This window comes from Mesorhizobium sp. M6A.T.Ce.TU.016.01.1.1 (assembly GCF_003997065.1).
GTDB classification, from domain to species: domain Bacteria; phylum Pseudomonadota; class Alphaproteobacteria; order Rhizobiales; family Rhizobiaceae; genus Mesorhizobium; species Mesorhizobium mediterraneum.
Genome location: NZ_RZTJ01000022.1, coordinates 1 through 25,800, shown reverse-complemented (window position 1 = coordinate 25,800; position 25,800 = coordinate 1). Strand labels below are relative to the sequence as shown.

General features: G+C 61.5%; 17 protein-coding genes and 4 pseudogenes. 1 reads left to right on the top strand and 20 read right to left on the bottom strand.

All coding sequences use genetic code 11. From position 1 onward, the window contains the following. Nucleotides 1–241 precede the first annotated feature (241 nt). Nucleotides 242–985, bottom strand: coding sequence for a Crp/Fnr family transcriptional regulator (locus tag EOC94_RS27630; RefSeq protein ID WP_126105062.1), 744 nt, complete (start codon nt 983–985; stop codon nt 242–244). Nucleotides 986–1,136: 151 nt separating this feature from the next. On the opposite strand from EOC94_RS27630, the gene hemN reads away from it, so the two are divergent. Further along, nucleotides 1,137–2,486: an oxygen-independent coproporphyrinogen III oxidase gene (hemN, locus tag EOC94_RS27625; protein ID WP_126107358.1), complete on the top strand. Its 1,350-nt coding sequence runs from the start codon at nt 1,137–1,139 to the stop codon at nt 2,484–2,486. Nucleotides 2,487–2,722: 236 nt separating this feature from the next. On the opposite strand, the gene EOC94_RS27620 is transcribed toward hemN, so the two are convergent. The 19 genes and pseudogenes from EOC94_RS27620 to EOC94_RS27535 form a co-directional block, all read right to left on the bottom strand. Next, nucleotides 2,723–2,965: a DUF2274 domain-containing protein gene (locus EOC94_RS27620; RefSeq protein WP_029354949.1), complete on the bottom strand. Its 243-nt coding sequence runs from the start codon at nt 2,963–2,965 to the stop codon at nt 2,723–2,725. Nucleotides 2,966–2,977: 12 nt separating this feature from the next. Further along, nucleotides 2,978–4,192 (bottom strand): TrbI/VirB10 family protein, encoded by a 1,215-nt coding sequence (locus tag EOC94_RS27615; RefSeq protein ID WP_127294632.1) that lies wholly within the window; start codon nt 4,190–4,192, stop codon nt 2,978–2,980. Between the two features lie 11 nt (nt 4,193–4,203). After that, nucleotides 4,204–5,217, bottom strand: a complete 1,014-nt coding sequence (gene trbG / locus EOC94_RS27610) for a P-type conjugative transfer protein TrbG (RefSeq protein WP_164547121.1) — start codon at nt 5,215–5,217, stop codon at nt 4,204–4,206. 1 nt (nt 5,218) lies between these two features. Then, nucleotides 5,219–5,950, bottom strand: a complete 732-nt coding sequence (trbF, locus tag EOC94_RS27605) for a conjugal transfer protein TrbF (protein ID WP_029354943.1) — start codon at nt 5,948–5,950, stop codon at nt 5,219–5,221. Then, entirely contained in the window at nt 5,951–7,273 is a 1,323-nt protein-coding gene (trbL, locus tag EOC94_RS27600; RefSeq protein WP_095488542.1) for a P-type conjugative transfer protein TrbL, read from the bottom strand. A gap of 33 nt (nt 7,274–7,306) precedes the next feature. Next, complete coding sequence (gene trbJ / locus EOC94_RS27595) at nt 7,307–8,032, bottom strand: P-type conjugative transfer protein TrbJ (RefSeq protein WP_095488543.1); 726 nt, start codon at nt 8,030–8,032, stop codon at nt 7,307–7,309. Then, complete coding sequence (gene trbE, locus EOC94_RS27590; RefSeq protein WP_127294630.1) at nt 8,029–10,479, bottom strand: conjugal transfer protein TrbE; 2,451 nt, start codon at nt 10,477–10,479, stop codon at nt 8,029–8,031. The genes trbJ and trbE overlap by 4 nt, the downstream gene beginning before the upstream one ends. After that, nucleotides 10,473–10,745, bottom strand: coding sequence for a VirB3 family type IV secretion system protein (locus EOC94_RS27585; protein ID WP_024502852.1), 273 nt, complete (start codon nt 10,743–10,745; stop codon nt 10,473–10,475). The genes trbE and EOC94_RS27585 overlap by 7 nt, the downstream gene beginning before the upstream one ends. Beyond that, nucleotides 10,745–11,053, bottom strand: a complete 309-nt coding sequence (locus EOC94_RS27580; RefSeq protein ID WP_024502851.1) for a TrbC/VirB2 family protein — start codon at nt 11,051–11,053, stop codon at nt 10,745–10,747. Before EOC94_RS27580 ends, EOC94_RS27585 begins: the two co-directional genes overlap by 1 nt. Nucleotides 11,054–11,065: 12 nt before the next feature. Further along, nucleotides 11,066–12,034 (bottom strand): P-type conjugative transfer ATPase TrbB, encoded by a 969-nt coding sequence (gene trbB, locus EOC94_RS27575; RefSeq protein ID WP_024502850.1) that lies wholly within the window; start codon nt 12,032–12,034, stop codon nt 11,066–11,068. After that, nucleotides 12,031–12,444, bottom strand: coding sequence for a CopG family transcriptional regulator (locus tag EOC94_RS27570; protein WP_095488561.1), 414 nt, complete (start codon nt 12,442–12,444; stop codon nt 12,031–12,033). The genes trbB and EOC94_RS27570 overlap by 4 nt, the downstream gene beginning before the upstream one ends. A 116-nt stretch (nt 12,445–12,560) precedes the next feature. Continuing rightward, entirely contained in the window at nt 12,561–14,585 is a 2,025-nt protein-coding gene (locus EOC94_RS27565) for a conjugal transfer protein TraG (protein WP_024502848.1), read from the bottom strand. A 219-nt stretch (nt 14,586–14,804) separates the two neighbouring features. Continuing rightward, on the bottom strand, nt 14,805–18,269 hold the full coding sequence (locus EOC94_RS27560; protein ID WP_245457938.1) for a Ulp1 family isopeptidase: 3,465 nt from the start codon (nt 18,267–18,269) through the stop codon (nt 14,805–14,807). A gap of 835 nt (nt 18,270–19,104) precedes the next feature. Then, nucleotides 19,105–21,402 (bottom strand): annotated as a pseudogene (locus EOC94_RS27555) (prolyl oligopeptidase family serine peptidase). Nucleotides 21,403–22,066: 664 nt separating this feature from the next. Beyond that, nucleotides 22,067–22,298, bottom strand: a pseudogene (locus EOC94_RS34815) (IS5/IS1182 family transposase); the annotation flags it as partial. Nucleotides 22,299–22,384: 86 nt separating this feature from the next. Further along, complete coding sequence (gene fni, locus EOC94_RS27550) at nt 22,385–23,434, bottom strand: type 2 isopentenyl-diphosphate Delta-isomerase (RefSeq protein WP_126105058.1); 1,050 nt, start codon at nt 23,432–23,434, stop codon at nt 22,385–22,387. Between the two features lie 85 nt (nt 23,435–23,519). Continuing rightward, nucleotides 23,520–24,416, bottom strand: a complete 897-nt coding sequence (locus EOC94_RS27545) for a hypothetical protein (RefSeq protein ID WP_126105057.1) — start codon at nt 24,414–24,416, stop codon at nt 23,520–23,522. Beyond that, nucleotides 24,413–25,681, bottom strand: a pseudogene (locus EOC94_RS27540) (hypothetical protein); the annotation flags it as partial. The pseudogene EOC94_RS27540 and the gene EOC94_RS27545, both read right to left, overlap by 4 nt. Next, nucleotides 25,662–25,800, bottom strand: a pseudogene (locus EOC94_RS27535) (cytochrome); the annotation flags it as partial. The pseudogenes EOC94_RS27535 and EOC94_RS27540, both read right to left, overlap by 20 nt.

Sequence of the window (25,800 nt, the reverse complement as noted above, 5' to 3'; positions counted from 1 at the left end):
TGCCCTACCAAACGTTGTTCGAATCCCATTGGAAACGAACGCGATCGTTCGGCCGAGCCGTGGCAGCTTAAGGACCGTGCTTCGCCGGTATGTGCCGAAATACACCTGGCGATTGGTCATCGTCCCTATCAAAGCCCGAAAGCTGTCACGACCGTGACGCCGCTTCTTCGAAGGCGCGGCGAGATCGCATTAGAAGGCAAACACGGCCCGCCCCGGAGCCATGCGACATGGGCCTCGCCGCTTAGGGCCGCTCGCGTCCGCCGCCACAGCGCTTCTCCAGACGGCTTATGCTGTCCACCGTCACATGGCGTGCGTTCTCAATCCGAATCACCCCGTCAGCCCGCAATCGCGTCAGTTGGCGGCTCACGGTTTCGTTGGTAATTCCAAGGAAATCAGAGATTTCGGCACGCGTCAGCGGCAGATCGAAGGACGCTGACCTGGAAGCCGCGTCGAGACTGGAATCGATATTCCGGGCCATCATGAGGAGAAAACTCGCCACCTTTTCCGGAGCTGTCTTGCGCCCCAGCGTCACCATCCACTCGCGCGCCTCATCGAGTTCATTCAGCGTCTGTTTGAGCAGGCGATGCTCGAATTCCCGTGACGCCTTCATCATCCGTTCGACGGCCGCTCGCGGAAACGAGCACAGCGTGACTGCTGTTGCCGCTTCCGCATTGATCGAGCTTTCCACCTTGAAAGGACGTCCCAGAAAATCCGGTGCAAACTGGAGACCGACGATCTGCTGGCGCCCATCCGACAGGCTCTTTGATAGCTTTACCACGCCTGAAAGCACGTTCGAGTAGCTGTCGACGTTCTGTGCCTCGCCGGTCAACTCCATTCCTGACTCGATCCGGCGACGCGAGCAAGTCTTGGCGAGCCCAACCAAATTGTCTGGATCGAGCGCACCGCAGACACCGCGACGCCGTGCCTCGCAAGGGAGGCAAAGAACAGGAATGCCGGAAGTATGAATGTCTTGCCGAAAGGTCATGCGTTCGCTTTACCCGATCCTAACTGCTGGCAGGATACCCATCCAGGGTAGAGAAGTCCTGCGGCGGTTTGTCCATGCGCGCGGCTGATCGAGATCAGGGTCTGCTTCAGCGATGCGTGCAGTGTTCGGCGGGCAACACGGTGAACGCGAGATGCAATCGGAAATAGCTGTCAAACTCAGCGAGAACGTCCCACGCTACACCAGCTATCCGACGGCGCCGCATTTCCATTCCGGGGTCGATGCTGCCATTTACCGTGGCTGGTTGGAGGCGCTGGAAAGTGGCGACGAAATCTCGCTGTATTTGCACATTCCTTACTGCGACAAGCTCTGCTGGTTCTGCGCCTGCCACACCAAGCAGACGCACCAATATGAGCCGGTGGCCGCTTATCTGCGCTCGCTGAATGCCGAAATCGTCACGATTGCCGGTCTGGTGAGCGGCAAGGCACATGTCCGTGCAATCCACTTCGGTGGCGGTTCGCCAACGATGCTGAGGCCCAATGACATGGTTGCTCTTGGAGCGGCCTTGCGGGACAGCTTCGACCTTCTCCCGGATGCTACGGTCAGCATCGAAATCGGAACCAACGACATGGACAAGGCGCGCCTTGATGCGCTTGCTCAAATCGGCGTAACGCGGGCGAGCCTCGGCGTGCAGGATTTCGATCCGCAAGTGCAAAAAGCAATTAATCGTGAGCAAAGTTTTTTGCAGACCAAGGCAGTCGTCGACGGGGTTCGTTCGCGGGGCGTTGAATCGGTCAATCTGGACCTGCTCTACGGGCTCCCGAATCAGACACGCGAGACGATCTGTTCCACGGTGGCGCAGGCACTGACCTTGGAACCAGACCGGATGGCTCTGTTCGGCTACGCACATGTGCCCTGGTTCAAGAAGCATCAGACGATGATCGACGAGGCATGGCTGCCGAGTCCCACCGAGCGTTTCGCCCAATCTCAACTCGCGGCGCGGGCAATTGTCGCCAAGGGATATGAGGCAATAGGACTCGATCATTTCGCGAAGCCCGACGATGCGCTGGCCATAGCGGCCCGCGCAGGGGTTTTGCATCGCAATTTTCAGGGCTACACCGAGGATCGCTGCCCGACACTGATCGGACTTGGCCCTTCGTCCATCGGTCGTTTTCGCCAAGGCTACGTGCAGAACATGGCTTCGACTGCCGGGTACGGGCGCATGGTTGCGGATGGCGGGTTGGCTGCCGTCCGGGGCGTTGCCCTTTCCGACGACGATCGCGTCCGTGGCTGGATAATCGAGCGGCTGATGTGTGATTTTGCCTTCTCGGCAGTCGATCTGGTGGAGCGGTTCGGCAAAGCCGGCGAGAAGCTCCTTCATCGCTCGAGGTCCATCGCCCTCCACGATCCTGCCCGAGCGCTTGAATTCGATGGCGACAGTTTCGTCGTACGGGCTGAAAGTCGCCCCTTCGTTCGAACCATCGCGGCCAAGTTCGATACATATTTCAAAGGGGGAACGGCGAGGCACTCGGTGGCGGTCTGAGCAAAGCACAGTGCGCTCGCCGTTTGGTCGATCGCGAACCAGCTGCGTTTCATTTTGACCGCTCATAGGCGACTACCGCATCCAATCGAAAATGCAAACTTAGGCTGTTGCGCGGTATTTCCTTCCACATCCTCTCTTACGCATACCTGCATTCCAAGGTGTTTGATCCTATGCTTCGCGAGGGGCAGGTAGGCCGCGACAGCTAGGCAATGTTCCAGCTGCCTCTAGCGGAGGAGTCACGATTTTTCGGCAAGCTCCGTCGGCAGACCTTCTTTTCGGGCCTTGGCAAAGGCTCGGTCGCCTTCCAGAAACGCCGCCAGCATGAAAGGGATGAGTTCTGCCACGGTTTCAGACTGACGATAGGTCTGACGGTAAAGTGCAGCATACTCCTTGAGTGTTTGGCCCAGCTCCGCGCTGACGGTAATGGTGATCTTCGAAGCTGTTCGGTCTGGAAGCTTTCCAAGTTTCAGGTCAGCCATGGTAACTCCTGCTCAACTCGCGTATGGCCGCAGCACGATGTCCTTGTGCACGATGACGCGCAGTGGCCAACCTGGGCGGACGATGATGGTGGGCTGGATATTGAGGTTTTTTTCGGTGATGCGCTGGCCGGCTCGACTGGCGTTCTGCTGGGCTGATTCCCGGATCGCCTTGACCAGATCGCTCTCGTTTTCGCCGAGGCTGAATTCCGTGCCGACACCGAGCAATGTGGCAAGCGCCACCCCCTTGATCAGCTGCCAGGTGTGGAAATCGACTTTGTCTTCCAGCCCTGCGTAGCCGGCGGTGTCGCTCGCGGGCAGATTGTCGATTTCGACCGACGAGCCGTCGGGCAGCAGAATGCGCTGCCAGACCAGCAGCGCTCGCTTTTGCCCGAACGCGACGACGCTGTCGTAGACGCCGATAAGACGTGAGCCCTGCGGAATCAGCAATATGTTGCCCGTGACCGTGTCGTGCACATTCTCGGTGACTTGCGCGACGACAAGGCCCGGCAAATCGGAATTGATGCCGGTGATCAGGCTGGCGGCAATCACGCTGCCAGCCATCAGTTGATACGGCGAGATCGGCGTCTGCAGCGCATGCGGATTGTAGATCCCGCCAGTGCTCCGCTGGCTGAGGAAATCAAGCTTTCGCTGCTGATTGTTCTGGTCGCTTTCCGCCGGCGCCACCGAGGCTGACGCGCATGCTGCTTCGGATTGGGGAAGTGCCTCAAATGGATGCTGAGCAGTTTGCACGCTCTCACCGACATCTGTCTGTTGAGCTCGATTTTCGACGCGGAAAAGCACCTGCGATTCACGCGCTTCGATCGCCTGCTGCGCTAGACGCTGCTCCTCGGCCGAGATGTCTTGGCCCGGCACGATGCCGAGCTGGCGCTGCCGCTCGAGGATGGGGCGACCGAGGTCGCCCGGCAAAGGTGGCCCAAGGACGGGAGACTTCGGCTTCATGCCGGAATAGTCATGGGGAAGCGTATCGAGTCCCTCGACGGTTGGTTTGCGCTCAGTGCTGTAGAGATCTTCCGCCTGATCCCTGATGCGAAGGGCCGGCCCCTGGAGCGCCATCATGGCAACGCCGAACACAGCGCCGGATCCGAGCGCTGCGATCGCGATGATCACACCGCGCCTGAACCGCACCACGCGGCGGGGAGAGGCCCGAAGCTGCAGTTCCTCGGGATCCAGTTTCGGCGGGATGCCAGAGCGGGAATTTTCGATCATGAGCCCTCACCTCACCGGCTGGAACGCGAAAAGAGCGAGATCCGCCGTAGCGGTTGCCTGTCGTCAATCCTGCTGATGCGGATCACCTGCTGCTGCTTGGTGCCGAGGCGAAGTTCGGCCGCGGCGAAGAGCCGATCGACGATGTAATAGTTGCCGCGCACGCGATAGTTGACGAGCTCGCTGCTCCCATCTGCGCCGACGATGAAGAGTGGTGGCGCCTCGCCCTGATCTATGCGACGAGGGAACTCAATATAGACCTTGCTGCCGTCGTCGAAGGCTCGCGTCGGTCTCCAGGGCGGTGTGTCGCCACTGATCGAGTAGCGAAAGCGAAGGTTTTCGAGCGCGATATTCGACGCGACCGGTGTAACTGCCTCGGCTTGAGCATTGCGCTGGCGAAGCGCGATGATCTGGTCTTGGCTGTAGGTCCAGGAGATTGCCGCCATTGCTGTCTTCTCGGTGCTTTGAAGCTGCAAATGATAGGTCCGCCGGTCCGTCGTAATGACGACATTGGTGGCAAGACCCGGCGCGAAGGGTTTCACCAGAACATGGGTGCGCTGATTGTCACCGGTGCCGCTTGCAGTATCGCCTATGACCCAGCGCACGGTGTCGCCAGCCGACACGGCGGTTAGTTTCTCGCCCGGCTGCAGAGCGATGTCGGTCACGCGCTCCGGCGCGGCATAGAGCTGATAAAGCGCGCCATCGGTGAAGGGGTAGACTTGCACGGCATTAACATACCCGTACTTGGTGGGTTGCTGGGTCGCGGCTTTGTTGGCATCAGCGACGCGTTCTTCAGGGGGGCGCTTGTCCTCGGCCTTGCCGGGCTCGGGCTGCAATTGGCCAGGCAGCGGCAGTGGTTTTGGCACCTCGACAATTCTAATCGGCCTCTCCTGCGCCTTCTCGATCGCGGCCGGTTTGAAGTCAGCAGCGTCATAGGAAATCTCAGGCGGCGGCACCTTCTTCGATGCACAAGCGGAAACGACCGCTGCCGACACCGATAGGATCAGCACGGCACGAATCGGTGACATTTTATCTTTCATTGGTGGACTCCGTCGGAGAAAGGGGGGGTGGGACGGCGCTGTCGAGCTCGCGTGACCAGTCAATGGCGTTGATGAAGACGCCGAGCGGATTCTTGCGCAGCTGATCCGTATTGCTTGGCGAGCGGATCACGATCGTGAGGATCGCAGTCCAGCGCATCGTGCTGGCAAGGCTTCCGCGCTCAAACACCTGCTCGGTCCATTTGACCTGGAATGAACTTTCGGAGGCCCTGACCACGCTGGTGACCTGTACCGAGACACTGCGCGTTCCGATCTGACCGAAGGGGTCGTTCGCCTTGGCGTATTCGTTGAGGAAGAGCGCTGCGCGATCGCTAGCAAAGTCGTAAGCTGCCAACCAGTTCTGCCGTACCAAAACCGGATCGGTGGAAACGGAACGGACATTCTGGATGAAGCGGCCGAGATGCCAGGCGATCTGAGCATCCGAGGGCTCATAATTCCGGATTGCCGGCGCGACGGCGCGCGTCTCGCCGAAGCCATCGACCTCGACGACGTAAGGCACGACACGGCTTTGCATCGACTGCCATACGAGTCCGCCGGAAAGTCCGGTCGCCAAGGCCAGGCACCCAAGGGCCATGAGCCGCCAGTTCCTGGCCTGCAGTCGAGATGAGCCGATGCGCTCGTCCCACAGCTGGGCGGCTTTTTGATAGGGCGTGACCGGTTCGGGTGTTTTGCCGTAACGGTGCACGGGTCGCTTGAAGAGCATCTAGTCATCCTTGTCGTTGAGAGAGGGGTTGGCGCTGCCTCCCGGCCGGTCTCCGTCTCGGACAGCTTGCATGGCAGCGTGGCGATGTGCACGGGCGGTCTGTTCAGAACGTAGGCGCCTTGCCCACGTCGGCGCCGAAACAGTGGCCGAACCGGCAGAGCGTTCGGTCATTGACGCGGTCGGCGTGCCGCCGGTCGCGGTCCACGCGGCATCGCGCCCGGCATCGGCGTTGCGCCCAACACTTGCAGTGGCGGATCGCGCTACGCGTATAGCGGCGCCGCCAGCGGCACTGGTTACACCATGCATTCCAGCAGCCACACCGGAGAGGCCAACGTCGGGCGAGGTTGCGCGCCCGATCTGCCAGGACGTGGAAGCAGCCGATCCCATTGTTGTGCCGGCGCGGATGGCGGCGAGACCGCCGCTGGTTGCCATACGCGCGCCAGAAAATGCCGTGCCTCCAGCAACGAGTGATACACCCGCTGCCGCCGCGGTCGTGCCGAGGGCGGCGCCCGCGCCAAGCTGCGGTGCGCCTGAGACAAGACCCGACGCGATCCCCGGCCCAAAAATGCCAAGGCCAAGCAGTGCCAGTGCGCCCAGTACCTGGGACATGGCAGCGGCCAGATCCGGCTCCTTGCCTTGCAATGCGGAAGCGAACTCCCCGAAGAGCGTGGAGCCGATGCCGACAATGACGGCGAGCACCATCACCTTGATGCCTGACGAGATAACATGGCCGAGCACGCGTTCGGCCAGGAAGGCTGAACGGTTCCAAAGTGCGAATGGAACCAAAACAAAACCTGCCAGCGTGGTGAGCTTGAACTCAAGGATGGTGATGAAAAGCTGGATGGAAAGGATGAAGAAGGCGATGATGACCAGGAACCAGGCCATCAGCAGCACGAAGATGGTCAGTGCGTTGCCGAAGATTTCCGGGAAGCCCAGGAGCTGACTGGCTTGGTCAAGCATTGGCCAAGCACCTTCGAAACCGGTCGCGGCAATGCGGCCCGGGCGCAAGAGATTGTCTGCCGACAGATTGCCGGCCGACGCCTTAATCCCGAGACCGGCAAAAGAACGATAAACGATATCGGCGAGGTTCTTGAAATTGTTCAGGATGAAGGCGAAGACGCCAACATAGAGCACCTTGCGGACAGGCCGGCCGAGAACGCTGGTTTCGTCGCCGAGCGCCCACGCCAGGCCGGCAAGTGTGATGTCAATGCCGATCAGAATCGTAGTGAGGAAGGCGACGTCGCCCGATAGCAGACCGAACCCGCTGTCGATGTAGCGGATGAAGGTCTCCATGAAGCGATCGATGACGCCAAGGTCGTTCATGCCGCTGCCTTCCTCGTCGTGATGAACTCGTGATTAATTGCCGGGATAAGCCGAGCCGGTACCCAAGAATCGCTTCGTCATCTCGCGGGCGGCTTCCTCTGACTGGGCCTTGCGGGCGGCATCCTCGGCCTCAGCTCGAAACTGCGTTGCGAGCAGCGTCTGGATCTGCATCTGCTGCTTTGTCGAAAGCGCCATCAGCTGGTTGGTGGCCTGGCTTGCCTGAAGCGCACCGGCCGCCCCTTGGCTGCGGTTGACGAGATCGGCGAGCAGATCGCCGTCGGCGCGGACGTTCTCGACGATTTGCGACTGGACCCCCATGGTCTGGCGGAACGCCTGCATGGCGGTTTGCCAACGCTCGCGCGCAGCACTCGCCACATCGCTGACCTTGATCGTGGCGTCGTAGCTTTCCGGATATTGGCTGCGCCACTGGTCTTGAAGCTTGCCCAGATCAAAGCTGAGGCCACTCGCCTGGTCCATCAAGCCGTCGATGCGATGGAGCGAACCGGTGAGTTGGCCAACGGAAGAGAAATCCAGACGCTGAAGATTGCGCGCCATGTTCTGCAGCATGGTCGCCTGATTCTGCAGCGACTGGATCTGGTTGTTGATCTGCTCCAATGCGCGCGCGGCCGTCAGCACGTTCTGCGCATAATTGGACGGATCGAACACGATAAGGGCGTAGGCGGGCTGCACATAGTCGGCCATAGGCTTGGCGATCAGGGAAACGGTGATCAGGCCGGAGAGAAGGCGTCGCCGCATCATGCTAATTGCTCCTTGTCTGGTTGAGGGAATTGCTTGAGAAGTTCGCCGGCCCAATCGAGGCCGCGCGCGATCAGGAACTGCGAGGCAAAGCTGCCTTGCCCGTCTTCGGACATGATCCTGTCGATCAGAGTCTGCGTGGCCGGATCGGAAGCACCGCAAAGCGCAAGAGCGATGGGGCCAAGCTCGAGCTCGAACAGACGGTTGCCGCGGCGCGATTGCAGATAATACTGACGCTTCGGCGTGGCGCGGGCGATCAATTCGATCTGCCGCTCGCTTAAACCGAAGCGCTCGTAGGCTGTGCGCGCCTGGGGTTCCACGGCACGATCATTGGGAAGGAAAATGCGCTGCGGGCAGCTTTCGATGATTGCCGGCGCTATGCCAGAGCCCGCGATATCAGCCAGCGACTGCGTAGCGAAGACAACCGACACGTTCTTCTTTCGCAGCACCTTCAGCCATTCGCGGATGCGGGCGGCGAACAGCGGATTGTCGAGATAGACCCACGCCTCGTCGAGCATGATCAGCGTGGGCCGTCCGTCGAACCGTTCCTCAAGTCGCTGGAACAGATAGGTAAGCACCGGCAGCAAAGCGCCTTGGCTGTGCATTAACTCCTCGGTCTCGAAACACTGCACATCCGACAAGGCCAGCCCATCATGATCGGCATCGAGCAGGCGGCCGAAGGGACCGTCGAGCGTGTAGGGCATCAATGCGGTCTTCAGCGCATTGGATTGAAGCAGGACCGAAAGACCGGTCAGTGTGCGTTCCTGCGCCGGCGCGGTGGCAAGGCTGGCCAGCGCTGACCAAATAGCCTCCTTCACCTCCGGCGTGACGGTGACGTTCTCGTGGGCAACAAGGCTGGCGATCCATTCGGCCGCCCAGCTTCGGCTAGCCTGGTCGTTGATGCTGCGCAGTGGCTGAAAGGCAAGGGAACCGTCCGCTCCTAGCGCGTGGTGTTCTCCACCCATGGCAAGTGTTGCAGCACGGGCCGAATTGCCTTTGTCGAAGACATAAACCTGGGCGCCGGCATAGCGCCTGAACTGCAGAGCAATCAGAGCAAGCAGAACCGACTTGCCGGCGCCGGTCGGACCAACAACCAGCATGTGGCCGACATCTTCGACGTGGGTGGAAAGCCGAAACGGTGTCGACCCACTGGTCTCGGCAACGAAAAGCGGTGGCGCTTCGGTTTGGGTGACTTTAGCGAGATGCTCGTTTGTCGCAGGACCGGCCCAAACCGACGACAGCGGCATGAGATGGGCAAGGTTCAATGTATGAACGAGCGGTTGGCGAACGTTAGCGTAGACATGGCCAGGCAATGAGCCGAGCCAAGCCTCGACCGCATTGACGCCTTCTCGGATCGTGGTGAAGCCGAGCCCATTGATGATGCGCTCGACCGCGCGAAGCTTCTCTGCAGCGGCTTGGCGATCCTCGCCCCACACCGTCACGGTGGTGGTGAGATAGCCGAAGCTCACATGATCGCCGCCCAATGCCTGAAGGGCTTCGTCGGCATCGAGCGCCTTGTTGTCGGCATCGCTATCGACAAGCGGGACCGGCTCGTTGGTAATGACCTCGCGTAGGATTGCCACGATCGATTTGCGCTTGGCAAACCACTGCCGGCGCAACCGCGTCAGCGTCTTCGTGGCTTCCGTTTTCTCGAGCGGAATGAAGCGCGTCATCCAGCGATAGGCGAAATCCTGATGATTGAGGGTATCGAGGATCCCGGGCCGGGTGAGGTTCGGAAAGCCGAGGATGGTCAGTGTGCGAAGATGCTGCTCACCCAGCATCGGCTCCAGGCCACCGGTAAGCGGCGCATCGACCAGTATTGCATCCAGATATATCGGCGTTTCGGGGGCCATGATAGGATGGCGGCGAGGCGAAATCGTGCCGTGGAGGTAGGTCAGCGTCTGAGCATCATCGAGGACGCGTACTTCGGACATGAAACCCGAGAAGAGATCGAGCACGCGGTTGGTCTCGTCACGGAACCTCGCCAGATCCTGGCGCCAGTCTCTTTCTCCTTGGGAATAATGAGAGTCGACGAGCGCGCTTTCTGCGCGCGCCTGGGCGTCCGGCGGTGGCATAAACACCAAGGTCAGATGATAGCGGCTCTCGTAGTGCGCTACCTTCCCCTCGAAAGCAGCGCGGCGTTCTTCGTCGACCAGCCACGACGCGGCGTCAGGAAAATGCGAGTTCGGATAGCCCAGCGCTTCTATGCGCTCGGCCTCAAAGAACAATGCCCAGCCAGAGCCAAGGCGTCTGAGAGCATTGTTCGCCCGGGCGCAAATGCCGACGAGTTCAGCCTCCGTCGCACTTTCGAGATCCGGGCCGCGGAACCGCAACGTCCGCTGAAAGCTGCCGTCCTTGTTGAGCACGATGCCGGGCGCCACCAAGGCAGCCCAGGGTAGATGGTCGGCAAGCCGGTCGGCTTTGCTTCGATATTCCGAAAGGTTCAGCATGCAAGCCACCCCTTCAGACGTAGGTGGCGCACAAGCACGCTGGCGAAGTCCGGATCGCGTCTTGCGGCAAAGACCGCTAACGAGTGGCCCGCGATCCAAAGCACCAGACCAGCAATCCATTGCTGCAAGCCGAAGCCAATGGCCGCGGCCACTGTACCGTTGAGGATCGCCACCGCGCGCGGAGCCCCGCCGAGCAGGATCGGCTCGGTCAGCGCCCGGTGGACCGGTACTGCGAAGCCCTCGATATGCTGCTCCCCGGCGGCCATCAGACGAGCGCCCCACCACCGAAGGAGAAGAAGGAGAGGAAGAAGCTCGATGCCGCGAAGGCGATCGACAGACCGAAGACGATCTGAATCAGGCGCCGAAAACCACCGGCGGTGTCGCCGAAGGCAAGCGTCAGGCCGGTGGTGATAATGATGATCACCGCAACGATCTTGGCGACCGGTCCCTGCACGGACTCCAGGATCTGCTGCAGCGGCTGCTCCCACGGCATGCCGGAGCCGGCCGCATAAACCGGGGCCGTGATAAGAAACGCGAGCGCTGTGGACGAAAGAAAGCGAAGCTTCTTGCGCATGAGGAAGGCCTTTCAAAGCTGCTGGAGTTGCGAAAGCGTGAGCGGGGCAACGGCGTAATCGCCGCTGCCGTCGAGACCGGTGACCTCGGCGATTGCGTCGATGTGGCGCGACGAGCCGCGTCCCGCTATAAAGACGATCAGATCTATCGCCTCAGCGATGAGCCGGCGGGGAACGGTGACCACCGCTTCCTGGGCGAGTTGCTCAATGCGATAGAGAGCCGAGCGCGCGGAATTGGCGTGTACGGTAGCGATGCCGCCTGGGTGCCCGGTGTTCCATGCCTTCAGCATGTCGAGCGCTTCCGCGCCCCTCACCTCGCCCACGATGATGCGGTCCGGCCTGAGCCTCAGCGTCGAGCGCACGAGATCGGCAAGGGTGACCGAGCCCCGCCTCGTTCTCAGGGCAACGCAGTCCCTGGCCGCGCACTGCAGTTCGCGTGTGTCCTCGATCAGGATCACCCGATCGTCGCATTCGGCGACTTCAGCCAGCAGAGCGTTGGCGAGTGTTGTCTTCCCCGAGGAAGTGCCGCCGGCGATCAGCATGTTGCGCCGCTCGCGGACGGCCTTTTTCAGCGCATCGGCCTGCAGCGGCAGCATGATGCGTTCGGCAACATAGTCGGCCAGGGTGTAGACTTTCGCGGCGGGCTTGCGGATGGCAAAACATGGCGCCAACACCACAGGTGGCAGCAGGCCTTCGAAGCGTTCGCCAGACGGCAATTCGGCACTGACGATCGGGTTGTCGGCGTGCGCCTCGGCGCGCACGTGCGAAGCAACCAGGCGGATGATACGTTCTGCCTCGGACGGGTGCATGTGAACGTCGGTATCGACCCGACCTTCGCCTAACCGGTCGAGTCGCAGCGCGCCGTCGGGATTGACCATCACCTCGATGACGGACGGATCGGCCAGGGCTTCGGTGATTGCCGGACCCATGGCGGTGCGTAGCATGACACGCCGCCGGTGGTCGGCCTCGGGATGAGAGCTCATCCTTCCCCTCCCCCACCATTGTCTTTGCTAAGCGACTTTTTGCCGGAAGCGATCTGGCGGCCGACCTTCTCAACGAATTTCTCGAAACGCTCTTGGGCAATAGCCTGCGTTGCCCGATCCGGGACCGGCGTGTGGGCATGAAGGGTGATCGAAAAGCGGATGAAGAGCGCCAGGCTCTCCAGGATCACCTCGGAATCGCGCCTGACGTGGGCAAGATCGCGGGAGAGCCGGTCAAGCCTTACGCCGTAGCGCCGATCGAACTCGCTCTCGCCACGCCGCTCGATGAACGCCTCGATCGCCTTCGCCACGATCGCTGATTTGGTCGTTGACGGATCGCGACTGAGGTTGTCCAGTTTCTCGCTGAGCTCCGGCTCAAGCAGAAACTGATGGCGAATGCGGTGCGGCTTCATGCGGCTCGTTCCGACGGCCCGGCGTTGCGCCGGCGACGGGAGAAGCATCGGCCAGACGCTCAAAATTGCTTATGGCCGTTATCTACGCTGAGGTGCGCTCTGCAACTCAGCGGACTTCAGAAGCCGGGAATGACATCGTCGCCCCTGCCCTCGTTGATACCGTAGGCGCGGGCCGCAGTGGAAATCCGATCCATGACACGCTTGTCCGCGAGAGCTTCGCTGTCATCGTCTGCGGGCTTGTACAGATCGGCCTGATCGGGCTCTTGAGAGACAACAACGTCTTCTTCGGGCAGGCTTGGATGGCGTTGCTGCTGAACGCCTCCCTCGTCTTCAACTGGCGCGTCGGCGCTTTCCTCGTCCGCAGCAAGTCGGCTATCGACGCTGCACACTTGTCCAGTCCAGCCGTCCGGGCGTGATGCAGGGCAGTCCGCATAGGGCCCGTCGTGCAGCACCGGCGCAGGCAGCACCCGATCTGTGAAATTCTGATCCTGATAATAGCGCAGCTTCTTGGCGCGGATCGGCGGCAACCCAGAAACCAGGACCAATTCGTCTGACGGCGGCAATTGCATCACCTCGCCTGGCGTCAGGAGCGGGCGCGCGGTTTCCTGGCGGCTCACCATGACATGTGAAAGCCAGGGCGCAAGCCGATGGCCCGCATAGTTGCGCATCGACCTAAGTTCGGTTGCGGTGCCGAGGGCATCCGAGATGCGCTTGGCCGTGCGTTCGTCATTGGAGGAAAAGGCAATTCGCACGTGGCAATTGTCGAGAATAGCATTGTTCTCGCCATAGGCCTTTGAAACCTGGTTCAAAGATTGTGCGATCAGATAGGAGCGAATGCCATAACCTGCCATGAAGGCGAGCGCCGTTTCGAAGAAGTCGAGGCGACCGAGCGCCGGAAACTCGTCCAGCATCATGAGCAGCTGATGCTTACGGCTCTTCTTCGGGTCCCCCTCCAGACGCTCCGTCAACCGCCTGCCGATCTGGTTCAAGATCAGTCGCACCAAAGGCTTGGTGCGCGAGATATCCGAAGGCGGCACGACCAGATAGAGCGACAGCGGTCGCTCTCCATCCACTAGGTCAGCGATGCGCCAGTCGCAGGACGAAGTGGCCGCCGCGACCGTTGGATCACGATAAAGCCCGAGAAAGGACATGGCGGTCGAGAGGACGCCTGAGCGCTCGTTTTCCGACTTGTTCAGGAGTTCGCGAGCCGCCGAGGCCACTACGGGATGGACCTGAGGGTTATGCCCCGTCCCGAGATGGTTTGTCGTCATCATCCGCCGTAGCGTTGCGGCAAACGAGCGTTGCGGGTCCGACAGGAAGGTGGCGACGCGGGCCAGCGTCTTGTCCTCTTCAGCGTAGAGCACGTGCAAAATGGCGCCAACTAGGAGTGAATGGCTGGTCTTCTCCCAGTGGTTCCGTCGCTCCAGCGCGCCCTCGGGATCGACGAGGATGTCGGCGATGTTTTGAACGTCCCGGATCTCATCTGGGCCTTTGCGCACCTCCAGCAGCGGGTTGTAGCGTGCCGATCTCGGGTCGGTCGGATTGAACAGAAGGCAGTACGAGAATTTCGACCGCCAGCCGGAGGTCAACTGCCAATTTTCGCCTTTTATATCATGAATGATGGCAGACCCGGTCCAGGAAAGTAGCGTTGGAACAACCAGCCCCACGCCCTTGCCCGAACGCGTCGGCGCAAATGCCATGACGTGCTCCGGGCCGTCATGGCGCAGATAGCGATCGTTCAGCCTACCGAGGAAAACGCCCGCCGGCCGTAACAACCCTGCCGTCTCGACCTCATGAGTCGTGGCCCACCGTGAAGACCCATAGGTCGTAACCGACCCGCGCTGTCGCGCGCGCAAAAGTGAGCCAGCGATTGCGGCGGCACAGCCCAGGAATCCGCTGGCGCCTGCAAGCGTACCGGCTTTGTCGAAGACCTCCGGCGCATAAGCATCGAAGTGGAACCACCATTCAAACAGCTTCCACGGCTTGTAGATTGGCCAGCCGGCGAAGAGAAACCATGGTGCGCCGAGAGGCGTCTGGTAGGTCAGCATTTGAGCGCACCATTGGGTTGCCGTCCATACGCCGATAATGACAATTGCGCACACAACGGCGATCTGCCCGATCAGTAGCTTCGTAGGTGTCATCGGCTTGGCCCGCTGAACAACGCGACCTAGCATCGCGCGGCGCAGCCGGGACAGGAATGTTCCTCACATACGATTTGGGAGCAATGAACGACTTCCTACGTATGCAGGTCGGTCAGCACGCGTGTTGCGCCTTCACGCGACACCATCCGCCACTCCATCCTTTCCATTCACCCTGAGGCCCGGCGCCGCCGACAGTTGCGTGACCGCTCCTCCGCAAAGTTATCTTCTGCGTTCAGGGAGCCACGGCGCCTGGGCTGGCTGATGAACACCGTCCGCTCGCGCATGTGGGGTCGAATTGATTTGTGCCCAAGTGGAGGCAGGCTCGTCTTCCAACAGTTGCCGCAGTTCCCCTGGCTCGAACGCCATCATCGGTGGGGAAGCGGGTTCATCCTCCAACAGTTGCCGCAGTTCCCCTGGCTCGAACGCCATCATCGGTGGGGAAGCGGGTTCATCCTCCAACAGCTGCCGCAGTTCCCCTGGCTCGAACGCCATCATTGGTGGGGAGGCAGGCTCGTCCTCCAACAGTTGCCGCAGTTCCCCTGGCTCGAACGCCATCATTGGTGGGGAGGCAGGTTCGTCCTCCAACAGTTGCCGCAGTTCCCCTGGCTCGAACGCCATCATTGGTGGGGAGGCAGGCTCGTCTTCCAACAGTTGCCGCAGTTCCCCTGGCTCCAATGCCATCATCGGTGGGGAGGCGGGTTCATCCTCCAGCAGCTGCCGCGGCTCTTCCTCGTGCGGCAAGCGCCTCCTTAGCCGGTCTTGCAGCGCCTGCCGATCGGCAACGAGGTTGTCGAGGGGCAGCGGCTCGTGGTCTGGCCGCTGCCCTTTCACCAATCGTTCAACCAGCGCCCACGTGCCCTCCAGGACAAATACGCCGCAATCATAATGGTTCGTCTGTCTGGCCATGGGGGCTGGCGCCAAGGTGGCATTCAGCAGTCCTGCGAGCTGTTTTGCAGGCACGTCGTTATATCCCTCTCGCTGGAGGGAGTCGTAGTGATAGGCGAACCGCCTTTCCGGGTCGCGGCGATCAACGAGCAGCAGCGACCAATGGGTGCCGGGGCTAGTAGCCGTGCCATTATTCACTGGCAAGAACAGGAAGTCGGCTGTGGCGTTGTTTTGATTATAGATGGACTGCAATATGCCTCGAGCGTCTTGCGGCGACGTGTGTCGCAGTAGATGGGATACGGAAGGATCCACCAGCCGAGTCCGGGCAGCGAGCGCCGGATTGATCCCCTGCAGTTGCCCCTCCAGCAAATTGTAATCTCTCTGGATATGGGCGTCGCTCAGCCATTCGGCGGCGCCGAGCACCCGCCCCGTTGCAACGTTGGACGGGGCTGTCGGATCGAGCGCCCCGATCTGAGCCCCAGAGGAACTGGTAGTCAGTGTGGTCACATCAACCAGTGGAAGGCCGCGGTAGGTGCCTGGCAGCCTAGCGGTTGCTGGCGAGGCGGGTTGGGGAGCTCTTGCCGGTGCCGCTGGCCCAGCTTCAGCAGCGGCCCCAACGCGCCTGGTGACTGCGTCTGCCGGATGAGCAGAAAGGACAGTTTCGCGCCCGAGCACAATGCGCGGCAGGATATCCCGGAGGTGAGCCAATGCAGAACTGATACTTAGCCTATTACCATAGGAGACAGCCTTGAAGCTCTCAACATCTTTATCCAGCGATTTGTCGTGAATCCGAGCCGCAATCCCAAGCTTGTTATTTTGACGCAGGTACTGACTAAAATGTCTAAGAAAATTTGTATAGCCGCCCACGGTATCTGGATTCCGTCCGGTCGCAGGCGCTGCCAGGTACTCCTTGGTCGAAGCGGCTCTGTAATTTCTAATGAGCTCGGCATCGTCAGGATAGGGGATCACGACAGGGCGAGCCATAATCGGGGCTCCGCCTGTCGACTTCTTGAGGTAACGCAGTGCGCCAGCCACGGTGGAGGAACCACCCGTACTCTCGTACTCCTTGAGATCCTGATCCAGCGACGAATGGTAAAGCCGAGCAGCAAACCCTGGCTTGTTGTTTTGAAGGAGCCACCGACTAAAGCCGAAAAGAGAATTTACATTGTAAGTGACCGTGTTCGCTTTGGCCTTACCCGCGTGGAATGCTGCCCTCAGCCCTTCGATAGCGGTCGCATCGTTGGAATAGACAGGACGCTTGTCGGCACCGTCGGGGACTACAATTGGACGATCCGGCTGCACTGTCGAGGGCATCGACCCACCACCTCCGGGATGCGGTGCTGGGGTGGATTCGTGCTCATCCCTCTGCCTGACGAGCTGCGCCTCACATTCCGGTGTAGCCACCTTATGAGGATCCTGCATCGGTTCGATCCCCTCCATCTCCTGCTGCAACCAAGCCAAAGCTTGGCGAGCGGCCTGCGCGGCTTCATCAACCGCGGAGGATGTCTCCACACCTCTGGCGGACGCCGGCAGAGCCTGCTCCGCCCGCCGTCGAAAGAGCTCTGGCGAGGCGGATTTCTCCGCCCACAATCTGGGCTGCGTAGCGAGTCCCCGTCCAGATTTATGTGGCACCGCCTCGCTTGGCAGCGGGCTGCTCCTGTCCCGTGCAGCTACCAGCTCCTCCGGGGCGCCCTGGTCGCCGTGGCGCCAGTTCAAGTGAGGGACGGCCTCTCCAAAGTCGGGCGCTTGGTGTTGGTGCGCGGTTGGGGCGAGAGACAATGGTAGATCGGTGCCCTCCTTATAACCTACCGGCAGGAGCTCCTCTGGCCAATCGAATCCCTGCTGTGGTGCGGTATGCTGAGCAGCGTCGCCACGGGGACGAGCCTCCATGCTGACCGCGTTTTCCAGATGATTCCCGAGTATAACGCGCGGCGGGTTCTTGCGGAGATAAACCAGCGCAGATTCGATCGGAGCTCCACCATTAGAGGAGGCGGCCTTGTAGCTCTCAACATCTTTATCCAGCGATTTATCGTAAATGCGACCCGCAATTCCGAGCTTGTCATTTTGACGTAGGTAATGACTGAAATGGTTAAGAGCAGTTGCGTAGCCGCTCGCGGATCTGAAATGTCTGGTGAGCGCGGCGTCGTCAGGATGGGGGTTCAGGACAGCGCGACCCACAATCGGGCCGGCTCCGCCCATCGACTTCATCAATTGACGCAGTGCGCCAGCCACGGTGGAGGAACCACCCCTACTCTCGTACTCCTCGATATCCTGGCTCAGCGACGGATGGTAAAGCCGAGCAGCAAGCCCTGGCTTGTTGTTTTGAAAGAGCCAACGACTAAAGCCGAAAAGAGAATTTGTGCTGCGAGTGACCGTGTCCGGCCTGGCTTTACCCGCAAGGAGTGCTGACTTCAGCCCTTCGATGGCGGTGGCATCGTTGGAATAAACAGGACGCTTGTCGGCACCGTCGGGGACCACAATTGGACGATCCGGCTGCACTGTCGAGGGCATCGACCCGTCGAGATGCGGTGCTGGGGTGTATTCGTGCTCGTCCCCCTGCATCACAAGTTGCGCCTCCCGTTCCGATGTACCCACCTGATGGGTGGGGAGTTGCATCATCACGCGAGCGCCTGAGTTGCCAACCTCACCTGGTTGCCGCTCAGTGACAGCATGCTGCAGATTGCTTTGGATCCTCTGCCTCTTCGTTGGTCTCAACTCACCTTTACCATGCGAGCCATTGACGAGGACCTCCTCGCCTGGCGCACCCATCAACTCGTCCGCCGCCTGCAGTTCGCCCAAGTGCTGCTCAAAACCGGCTTGGCCGGCCTGTCCGCTTGCTCGTGCGGTACGGCGTGCTGCACCTGCAGCCAAGCTGCCACGATGAATGTCTAGTTTGTACGGGTGCACGCTATCCTCACTTCCACAGATCACATGAGCAACCTACTCAGGCAAGCTTTCGAGAGGCTGACGAGGTCCGCCGCCGCGGAAGGCGAAGGCTGGTTTTCTGCTCAGCGGTTGACGGCCTCGCGTGTTGCGGCCGCGCCGGGTATCACGCCAATCAATCTGAATAGTCGATGCGTCAAACGAACCAGGATGGGATTTTCGTAGCGGGGCTGCTCTACTCACTCTTGTCCTGAGGGCAGAATTCAACCATATCGCCGAGCAACTGGATGCCGATTGGATACCCGATCCGGAAAGCTTCAGCTCCTATGTGACGCGAGGATGAGAATCGTGGCAGCTCCAGACCGGCGGGCTGCCACCGACACCGGCGATGACCGACGAGGGTCTTCTATTGCCAAGGCAATCGTCCGTTCGGGGACCTATGTGTTCCAATGCTCGTCGAGCGGATCGGGTGGGCGGCACCGCCGTAGCGTTACGGCGGGCGGAAGCGGCGTTGGTGTGCGGCTTTTCCCCTGAACGCTTCACACGAGGCTGATAGTGGATCTTGCAATCGCACACACGCGGTCTGCAGGCGTGCCCATCAAGCAGTTTGCGCAGACCAACGTCGCGGCGAGCCGATCCTCAATACGCAGCGCAAGTCCTAGACTCCACGATCGTCCTTCGGTGAAGATTTGCTCGCGCCTCGCCCTGATTACAGCCGATAAGGCGAGCTAACAATTGCAAGAGCCACAAGCTATTCCAGCTCGATCGGTTTGGTGTTCCAGTCGGGCGGGGTCTGACCGAGAATGTTGCGAACGAAGAAGTCTAGGAGTTTGCGCTCGGTGTAGGTGCCTAGAGTATGGTGATTGGCACCAGGAACGTAGACCATGTCAAAATCTTTTCCTGCCTTGATGAGTCGATCGGCAAGCTGGAACGAGCAAAACGGATCGACATTATCATCCATTTCGCCGACCGCGATCATCAGCTTGCCCTGCAGCCTGTGAGCATTGTCAACGGCGGAGGATTGCGAATATTCAATGCCGACCGGCCACCCCATCCACAGTTCGTTCCACCAGGTCTTGTCTATCCTGTTGTCGTAGCAGCCGTTTTTGGCGACGGCGACCTTGTAGAAATCGGGGTGAAAGAGCAGCGCGCTGACTGCACTCTGGCCGCCGGCGGATGCGCCAAAAATGCCGACGTTGGATATGTCGTACCGTGGATATTGCGCGGCCGCCGCCTTGTGCCACAGAATGCGATCGGGAAATCCTGCGTCCTTCAGATTCTTCCAAGCAACATCATGGAAGGCGCGGGAGCGGTTGTTGGTGCCCATGCCGTCGATCTGAGCAACGACGAAGCCCAGCTGCGTGAGCGGCTCTGTCCACCGCGAGAAGGATTTCGGGACGAAGGAGCCGTGGGGTCCAGCATAGATATTCTCCACAACCGGGTATTTCTTCGTCGGGTCGAAGTTGGCTGGCAGGTGGAGCACGCCCCAGATATCAGTTTTGCCGTCGCGCCCCTTGGAATGGAAACTGAGCGGCGGCTGCCAGCCTGCGGCGACGAGCTCGGAAATGTCGGCCGTCTCGATCTGCTGGAGCTTGGCATTGTCGCTGGCGCGGTAGAGTGCCATGCGCGGGGGCAGATCGATGCGTGACCAGAGATCGACATAATAGCGCCTGTCAGGCGAGAACTCGATATGGTGGTTGGCCGGTTCGGGCGTCAGTGCAGTCAGTCCCTTGCCGTCAAAGCCGATGCGGTAAGCATGGACCCAATAGGGGTCCTCCTGCGGGTTCATCCCGCTCGCCTCGAACGCTTGACCGGATCGACATGGTTGACCCTCCGGACGACCCACTCACCTCGGGTGATCTGGTTTTCGAGCGCGCCTGTCCGGCCGTTGAAAAGATACAAATGCTCATACCCGTCGCGCTCGGATGCCCAGATGATCTCCTTCCCGTCATCGACATCGAAACGGAAGATTTTTCCGGCATCCTCCTGGCCATTCCCCAGCGGCAAATAATCAACGAATGTCTCGCTGGTCTCATCGATCAGGGAGCGCCCGCGGCCCGTGGCGGCGTCTACCTCGACCAGGCGATAGGGCTGATGCCCGCGCTGGTTATATTCGAAAGTGAAGCCGCGGCTGTCCGCCCACCACCGGAGAGGGGAAAGTTCGAAGACGTTCGAGAAGAGGGCATCGTCAATCACGATCTGGCGCGGGCCGGCAATGTCGAACAGGACCGGCTGGGGCAGCGGAAGGACATCGCCCGGCCTGGGATAGAATATTGTTGAATATTCCCGCTCCAACTGGTCCGTCGAAGAATTGAGATAGCGGACCTCCCGCCTATAGCCGGGGCGAACAAGGTAAGCGGCGAGGTGGCGCGAGTCCGGCGACCAGCTCAGCGTCGAAAAGACGTAGCAATTGCCTTCGGCTCCGTCCCGGCTCAGAGGAACATCCTGCAATCCGTCCTCGCTGCGCAGGAAAACATTGCAGTTCTTGATATAGGCGATCCATTTGCCGTCGGGCGACGCGTTGCTCTTGTCGGGGTTGTTCTCCGCTGGCGGCGTGTAGCGGTGGCTGAGCTCCCTAGGGTCCCCTTTCCTTGCATCGAACGTGGTGCTGGTACAGTCGTAGCTTGCAAGGTCGCAGTTCCACCGGGTGTCTTCAATCTGGAAGTCGAGCCTGCGACCATCCTCACTCAGTTCGAAACGGTCGAACGGAAGATTTGCCGGCTTGATAGCTCTCATGGCTCACCTTGTTTAGCGCTGCCGCCAGACGCGCCTGATCGAAAGCGGGCCGCTTGAAACCCGTGGCAGCATCGACCTGCATGAACTGCTGCTCGCCGTGGCTAGTCCGGCGGTAGACTAAGGCTTCACCCCCGGTCAGCCAGAAAGGCATTTTGGGGACATTGACAGTGAGCCCGCCATATCGATCGTTGATCGTAAGTGCGCGCTTGAAATCGGCCGGCGCTAGCGGCGGGTGTAAACTTTTCGAACCCTTGGCCAGCGTCTGAGTTGCCGATCCCCGTGCCGCGCGCGTCAAAGCGCCGATCCTGGACATACCTGTTCACTTCTTTCGGTTTTCGGAATGCGAATTTTGAAGTTGGGTTCTCGTCGCCGGTCTGCAGCAGCGCCGAGCGTCGCCTTGGAGGAGAGCCAGCACGCGGGTGCAGCCAGGCCGCGCAACAGGGGCGCTCCTTGGACATCCAGGCACTGGTCGGGTGCCGATTGAAGAGTTGGCGTCCGCCGCCGAAACAACCAGGAAAGAGCGTCCATGCAGCCCTGACGCGACTATTTCCTCCGCGAGTATGGCCGCTTGCTTTTCTACATCATCTGAAAGGTCCTGCTCTAGTCGGGCCGGATGTCACCCCGGCAGAAATCATTGTGCTATTTCGACAATCTCCGAGCGATTGCCGCCGGCCCATGACGAGGTTTACCGATAGGGCGCAATATGCGTGCCAAAGGAAAAGCGGTTTAAACACGGCAATCCGCCTATGTCGCATCCCCAACATCGTCGTACACCGGACAATGCCGGACGAAATTGTCCCGGGGCGTCAAATTGGTTTTGATGGTGACCCAAGGAGTTCTGGCCTTATCTGAGGCGTTCGGCCTTTTTCGAGAGCCGGACTCTTCGCGCGTTTCCGGCGACCCGAAGCGCCTGATCAAAGCTGACGGCATTCCCGGGTCTTGGCCTTGCCACAGCAGCACCTGCTGCATCAATTCCGACGGACGCTGTAGAACACCTGCAACACACGGCCCGCAGCAATTTCTCCGGCGCAACGCTGGGGCGACCGCCTTTGGCACTGCAGGCGTACATGCCGGAAAGGATGCCGTCTAGCCGCACCAGCGCTCCATTGATCATCAGCCGGTGCGGGCACAAGGATGATCGGCTGGAACGAAATCTTCCAACCGCTTCATCGTGAACAGCTGCTCCATGAACACATCGCTCCCGTGCATCGAGCCGTCTCGCCAGGGGGATCGATAGTCTGTCTTTGGCGTAGGTATTTCAGCAGCCTGCTGCTAGCGTGCGGACGACGCCGACATCAACCGGCGGACAAATGCGCCGAGGGCAACAAGCGCGCCTGACGCAACGCCGCCAGATCAGCCGAGCCGGTGCAGAAGCAGGCGACGGCCAACTGGCGGATGACGATCTCGAAATGCGCGACAACCGCCTCGGTGGACACTGTCGCCGCGCCCAGCACGCTGGCCGCCTGCCCGGCGATGTCCGCGCCCAGGCGGATGGCCTTGGCCACGTCGACGCCATCGCGGATCCCGCCCGACGCGATCAGCTTCACCGTTGGCAGCGCCCGGCGCACCGCCTGCACGCTGGTCAGGGTGGGAATCCCCCAATCGGCGAACGACATCGCCACTGCACGGTCGGCGGCATTGCGGGCGCGCTCGCCCTCCACTGCGGCCCAACTGGTGCCGCCGGCGCCGGCGACATCGATTACCGCCACGCCCGCCTCGACGAGCGCACAGGCCACCGAGGCGGACAGGCCCGCCCCCACTTCCTTGGCCACGATCGGCACCCCCACGATGCGCGCGGCGCCAGCGATCAGCGCCAGGACGCCGCGCCAGTCGCGGTCGCCCTCCGGCTGTACCGCTTCCTGCAGCGGATTGAGATGGACGATGAGCCCATCGGCCTCCAGCGCGTCCACCGCGCGACGCGCCAGGTCCAGGCCGTCGGCCTCCCGCAGTTGCGCGGCGCCGATATTGGCCAGCAAGGGAATGTCTGGCGCCAGGCGGCGCAGCGCGCGCGTTAGCCCCTGGGAGTTGCGGGATTGCAGGCTCACACGCTGCGAACCGACGCACATGGCGATCCCCAAGGCTTGCGCTGCCTCGCTCAAATACCGGTTGATGGCCTCGGCCCGTGGCATGCCGCCGGTCATAGAGCTGATCAGCAGCGGCGCGCGCATAGCCTTGCCCAGCAGCGAGGCGCGCAGGTCGATCTGCGTCAGGTCCAACTCGGGCAGTGCGCAGTGTTCGAAACGGATGTACTCCCAGCCAGCGGCCACCGTGGCCGGCGCCGTTCGCCGATCCAGCACGATGTCCAGATGTTCGTCCTTTCGCCGGCTCAGGGCGGTGTCGCTCATGCTCGCTCCATCCGTAGCAGCGGGCGACGGCGTTGCGTCGGATCGAACCGACGGCAGCGCGCCCAAGCCGCCGCCTCCGGCGCGTTCAGGCCGACGCACGCTGGCCTCCCCCTGCAGCGTCGCTGCGGTAGCGGCTGGTCGAAGTCTGGTAGTACTGCGCGCGGATCGCCGCCATCGCCTCGATCAACGGTCCCCACGGCGCGGGAAAGCATTCTTCCGCCATCACCCGGTGCAGCATGCGCGTATGGCCGGCCAACTCGTCGTTGAGGAACTCAACCACAGGCATAGCCGGATAGCGCTGCAGAAGCAGGATCGCCGCGTTGTCGCCGGCCGACCTGTCCTTGTCGCGTCCATGCAGATCGTTCTGCAGGCGCCCTATCACTGAGATGAGCCGCAGGACCTGGCGAAACGCTGGACGCGCGCGCAAGGTCGCCATGTCCAGCCCCCACAGCAGCGACAGGCAACAGAACACGTTCCCGTAAGCGATCGAATCGATGCCGTTGTGCAGGTACTCGGCGTAAGACCAGCGTCGCGCCCCTGCCGCCTGCGCGTGTCCGGCGCGCAGCGCCGCGCAGTAGCACCGGGTATAGTCGAGAAGCCGAGCATAGTCGCGACGATCGTAGGCGAGCGCAGCCAGCGAAGCGCGCAGCTGAGCGCAGCCCTCGAATCCGGAGAGCACGCACGGTACGCCGTGCCCCAGCGCCTGCTCCACGGCGGCGAGCTGCTCCGGCGCGATCAGGCCAAGGTCGTTGCAATCGTCTAGCCAGAACAGCAGCGCCAGTTCGCGATAGAACGCCACGATCAGCGTTTCGTCCTGCGGATCGCGGCCGGTGGGGGCGCTGGTGTCGCGCAGGCTCGGGTGAATGCGTTGCAGGATATACTGGCCGCCCCTTACCGCTTCCTCACCATGCTCATCGGCGAAACCGGTCAGGGCACGCCCCCACTCCAGGACCTGCTGCAGCGCGCGTTCGGTCTGGATCATGGCGCCGCTCCTGCTCCCTCGGCTACGACGCGCCGCCCCCAACGAAGCGCCAGCCACAACCCGGCGAGTTCGGCCACGCGCACGACCCGGGTAGGGCAATACAGTTCCTTGCCGATCCACAGCGGCGCCTCCGGCATTTTATGCGCCGCATGGCGGGCGAGCATCCACTCCAGCGCACGCGCTACCGCCTGCGCGATCCGCCGGCGCCCTGTTGGCTCTTCGCTCCCGTTCATCACGTGCAACGTGAACAGCGCATAGGCGGTTTCCTCGAATGTTGACGCGCGACCGGCGCCCCAGCCGCCGTCGTCGCGCTGCGCCTGCAGCAGCGCCGCCAGCGCGCGCTCGTCGCGCCACTGGGGCTTGCCTTGCGCCAGCGCAGCGACCGCATGCGCGGTGGGATACAGCCACGAAACGTGCCATTTTTCGTTGTCCCAAAGACCATGCGGGTTGCGTTTGGCCTCGATGTAGGTGCTGGTGCCGGCGGCGGGCTTTCCCAACAGTCGCAGCGCATGCAGGGCATGGATGTTGGTCGACACCGAGGCATTGCGCTCGCCGGGAAAGGTGACGAACAGCTCGCCGATTTCGAAATGGCGCAACGCATCGACCGCCGGGGCGCGGCCTGCAAGGCGCAGGACGCACAACGCAACGGCGGTGTCGTCCGCATCGGCCGCGAAGTGCAAGGCCGGCCCCAGACCGCGCACGCCCAGGCGGGCGTCGAGCTGGGCGACGATCACGCGCACCGCATCGGCGAGCGCGGGATGCGCGAACAGCCCGACCAGATGCAAGGTGTACAGCGCCCAGCATGGCTCGAACACATTGATAGGCCAGACGTTGGGAACGACGCCTTCGATGCCGCTGTGCGTCGCCCGCGATGCCGCCTGCAGATACGCGTCGGCGCGCCCGACCTGCGGCGTGCTCCCCTGTTTCACGGCGTGCGCACGCCACGCGGCGGTGGCCGCCGGACTGATGCCGATGCTACCGTAGTCATCCGGGCATAGGGTGGCCGGCGACGTCCCCCAGGCTTCCCAGGAGTGCAGCAACGGATGGCCGCTCGGCAACGTCGCCACCGCACCCAGCCTGAGCAGGCACGCTTGCCGCAATGGCAACAGCGCCGGGTGGCGGGGAAACGCCACGCCGCCCAGCAAGGATGCGGCCTCGCCACACAACTGCGGCAGGATCAGCTCAGCGCCGATCGGCGCGTCTTCTGGCACGGCATGCGCGTACGGATCGGGCTGGCGCTCGAGGAAGGCGCGACGCGCTGCGCGGGCCGCTTTCATGCTGGTGCGTCATCACCTCGTCCGACAGCCCGGCAAAAAAATCGTGATCCTCGTAGAGCAAGCCCATCAGCGCGCAGATGACCATGGTCGGAAGGGGAAAGGAGAAG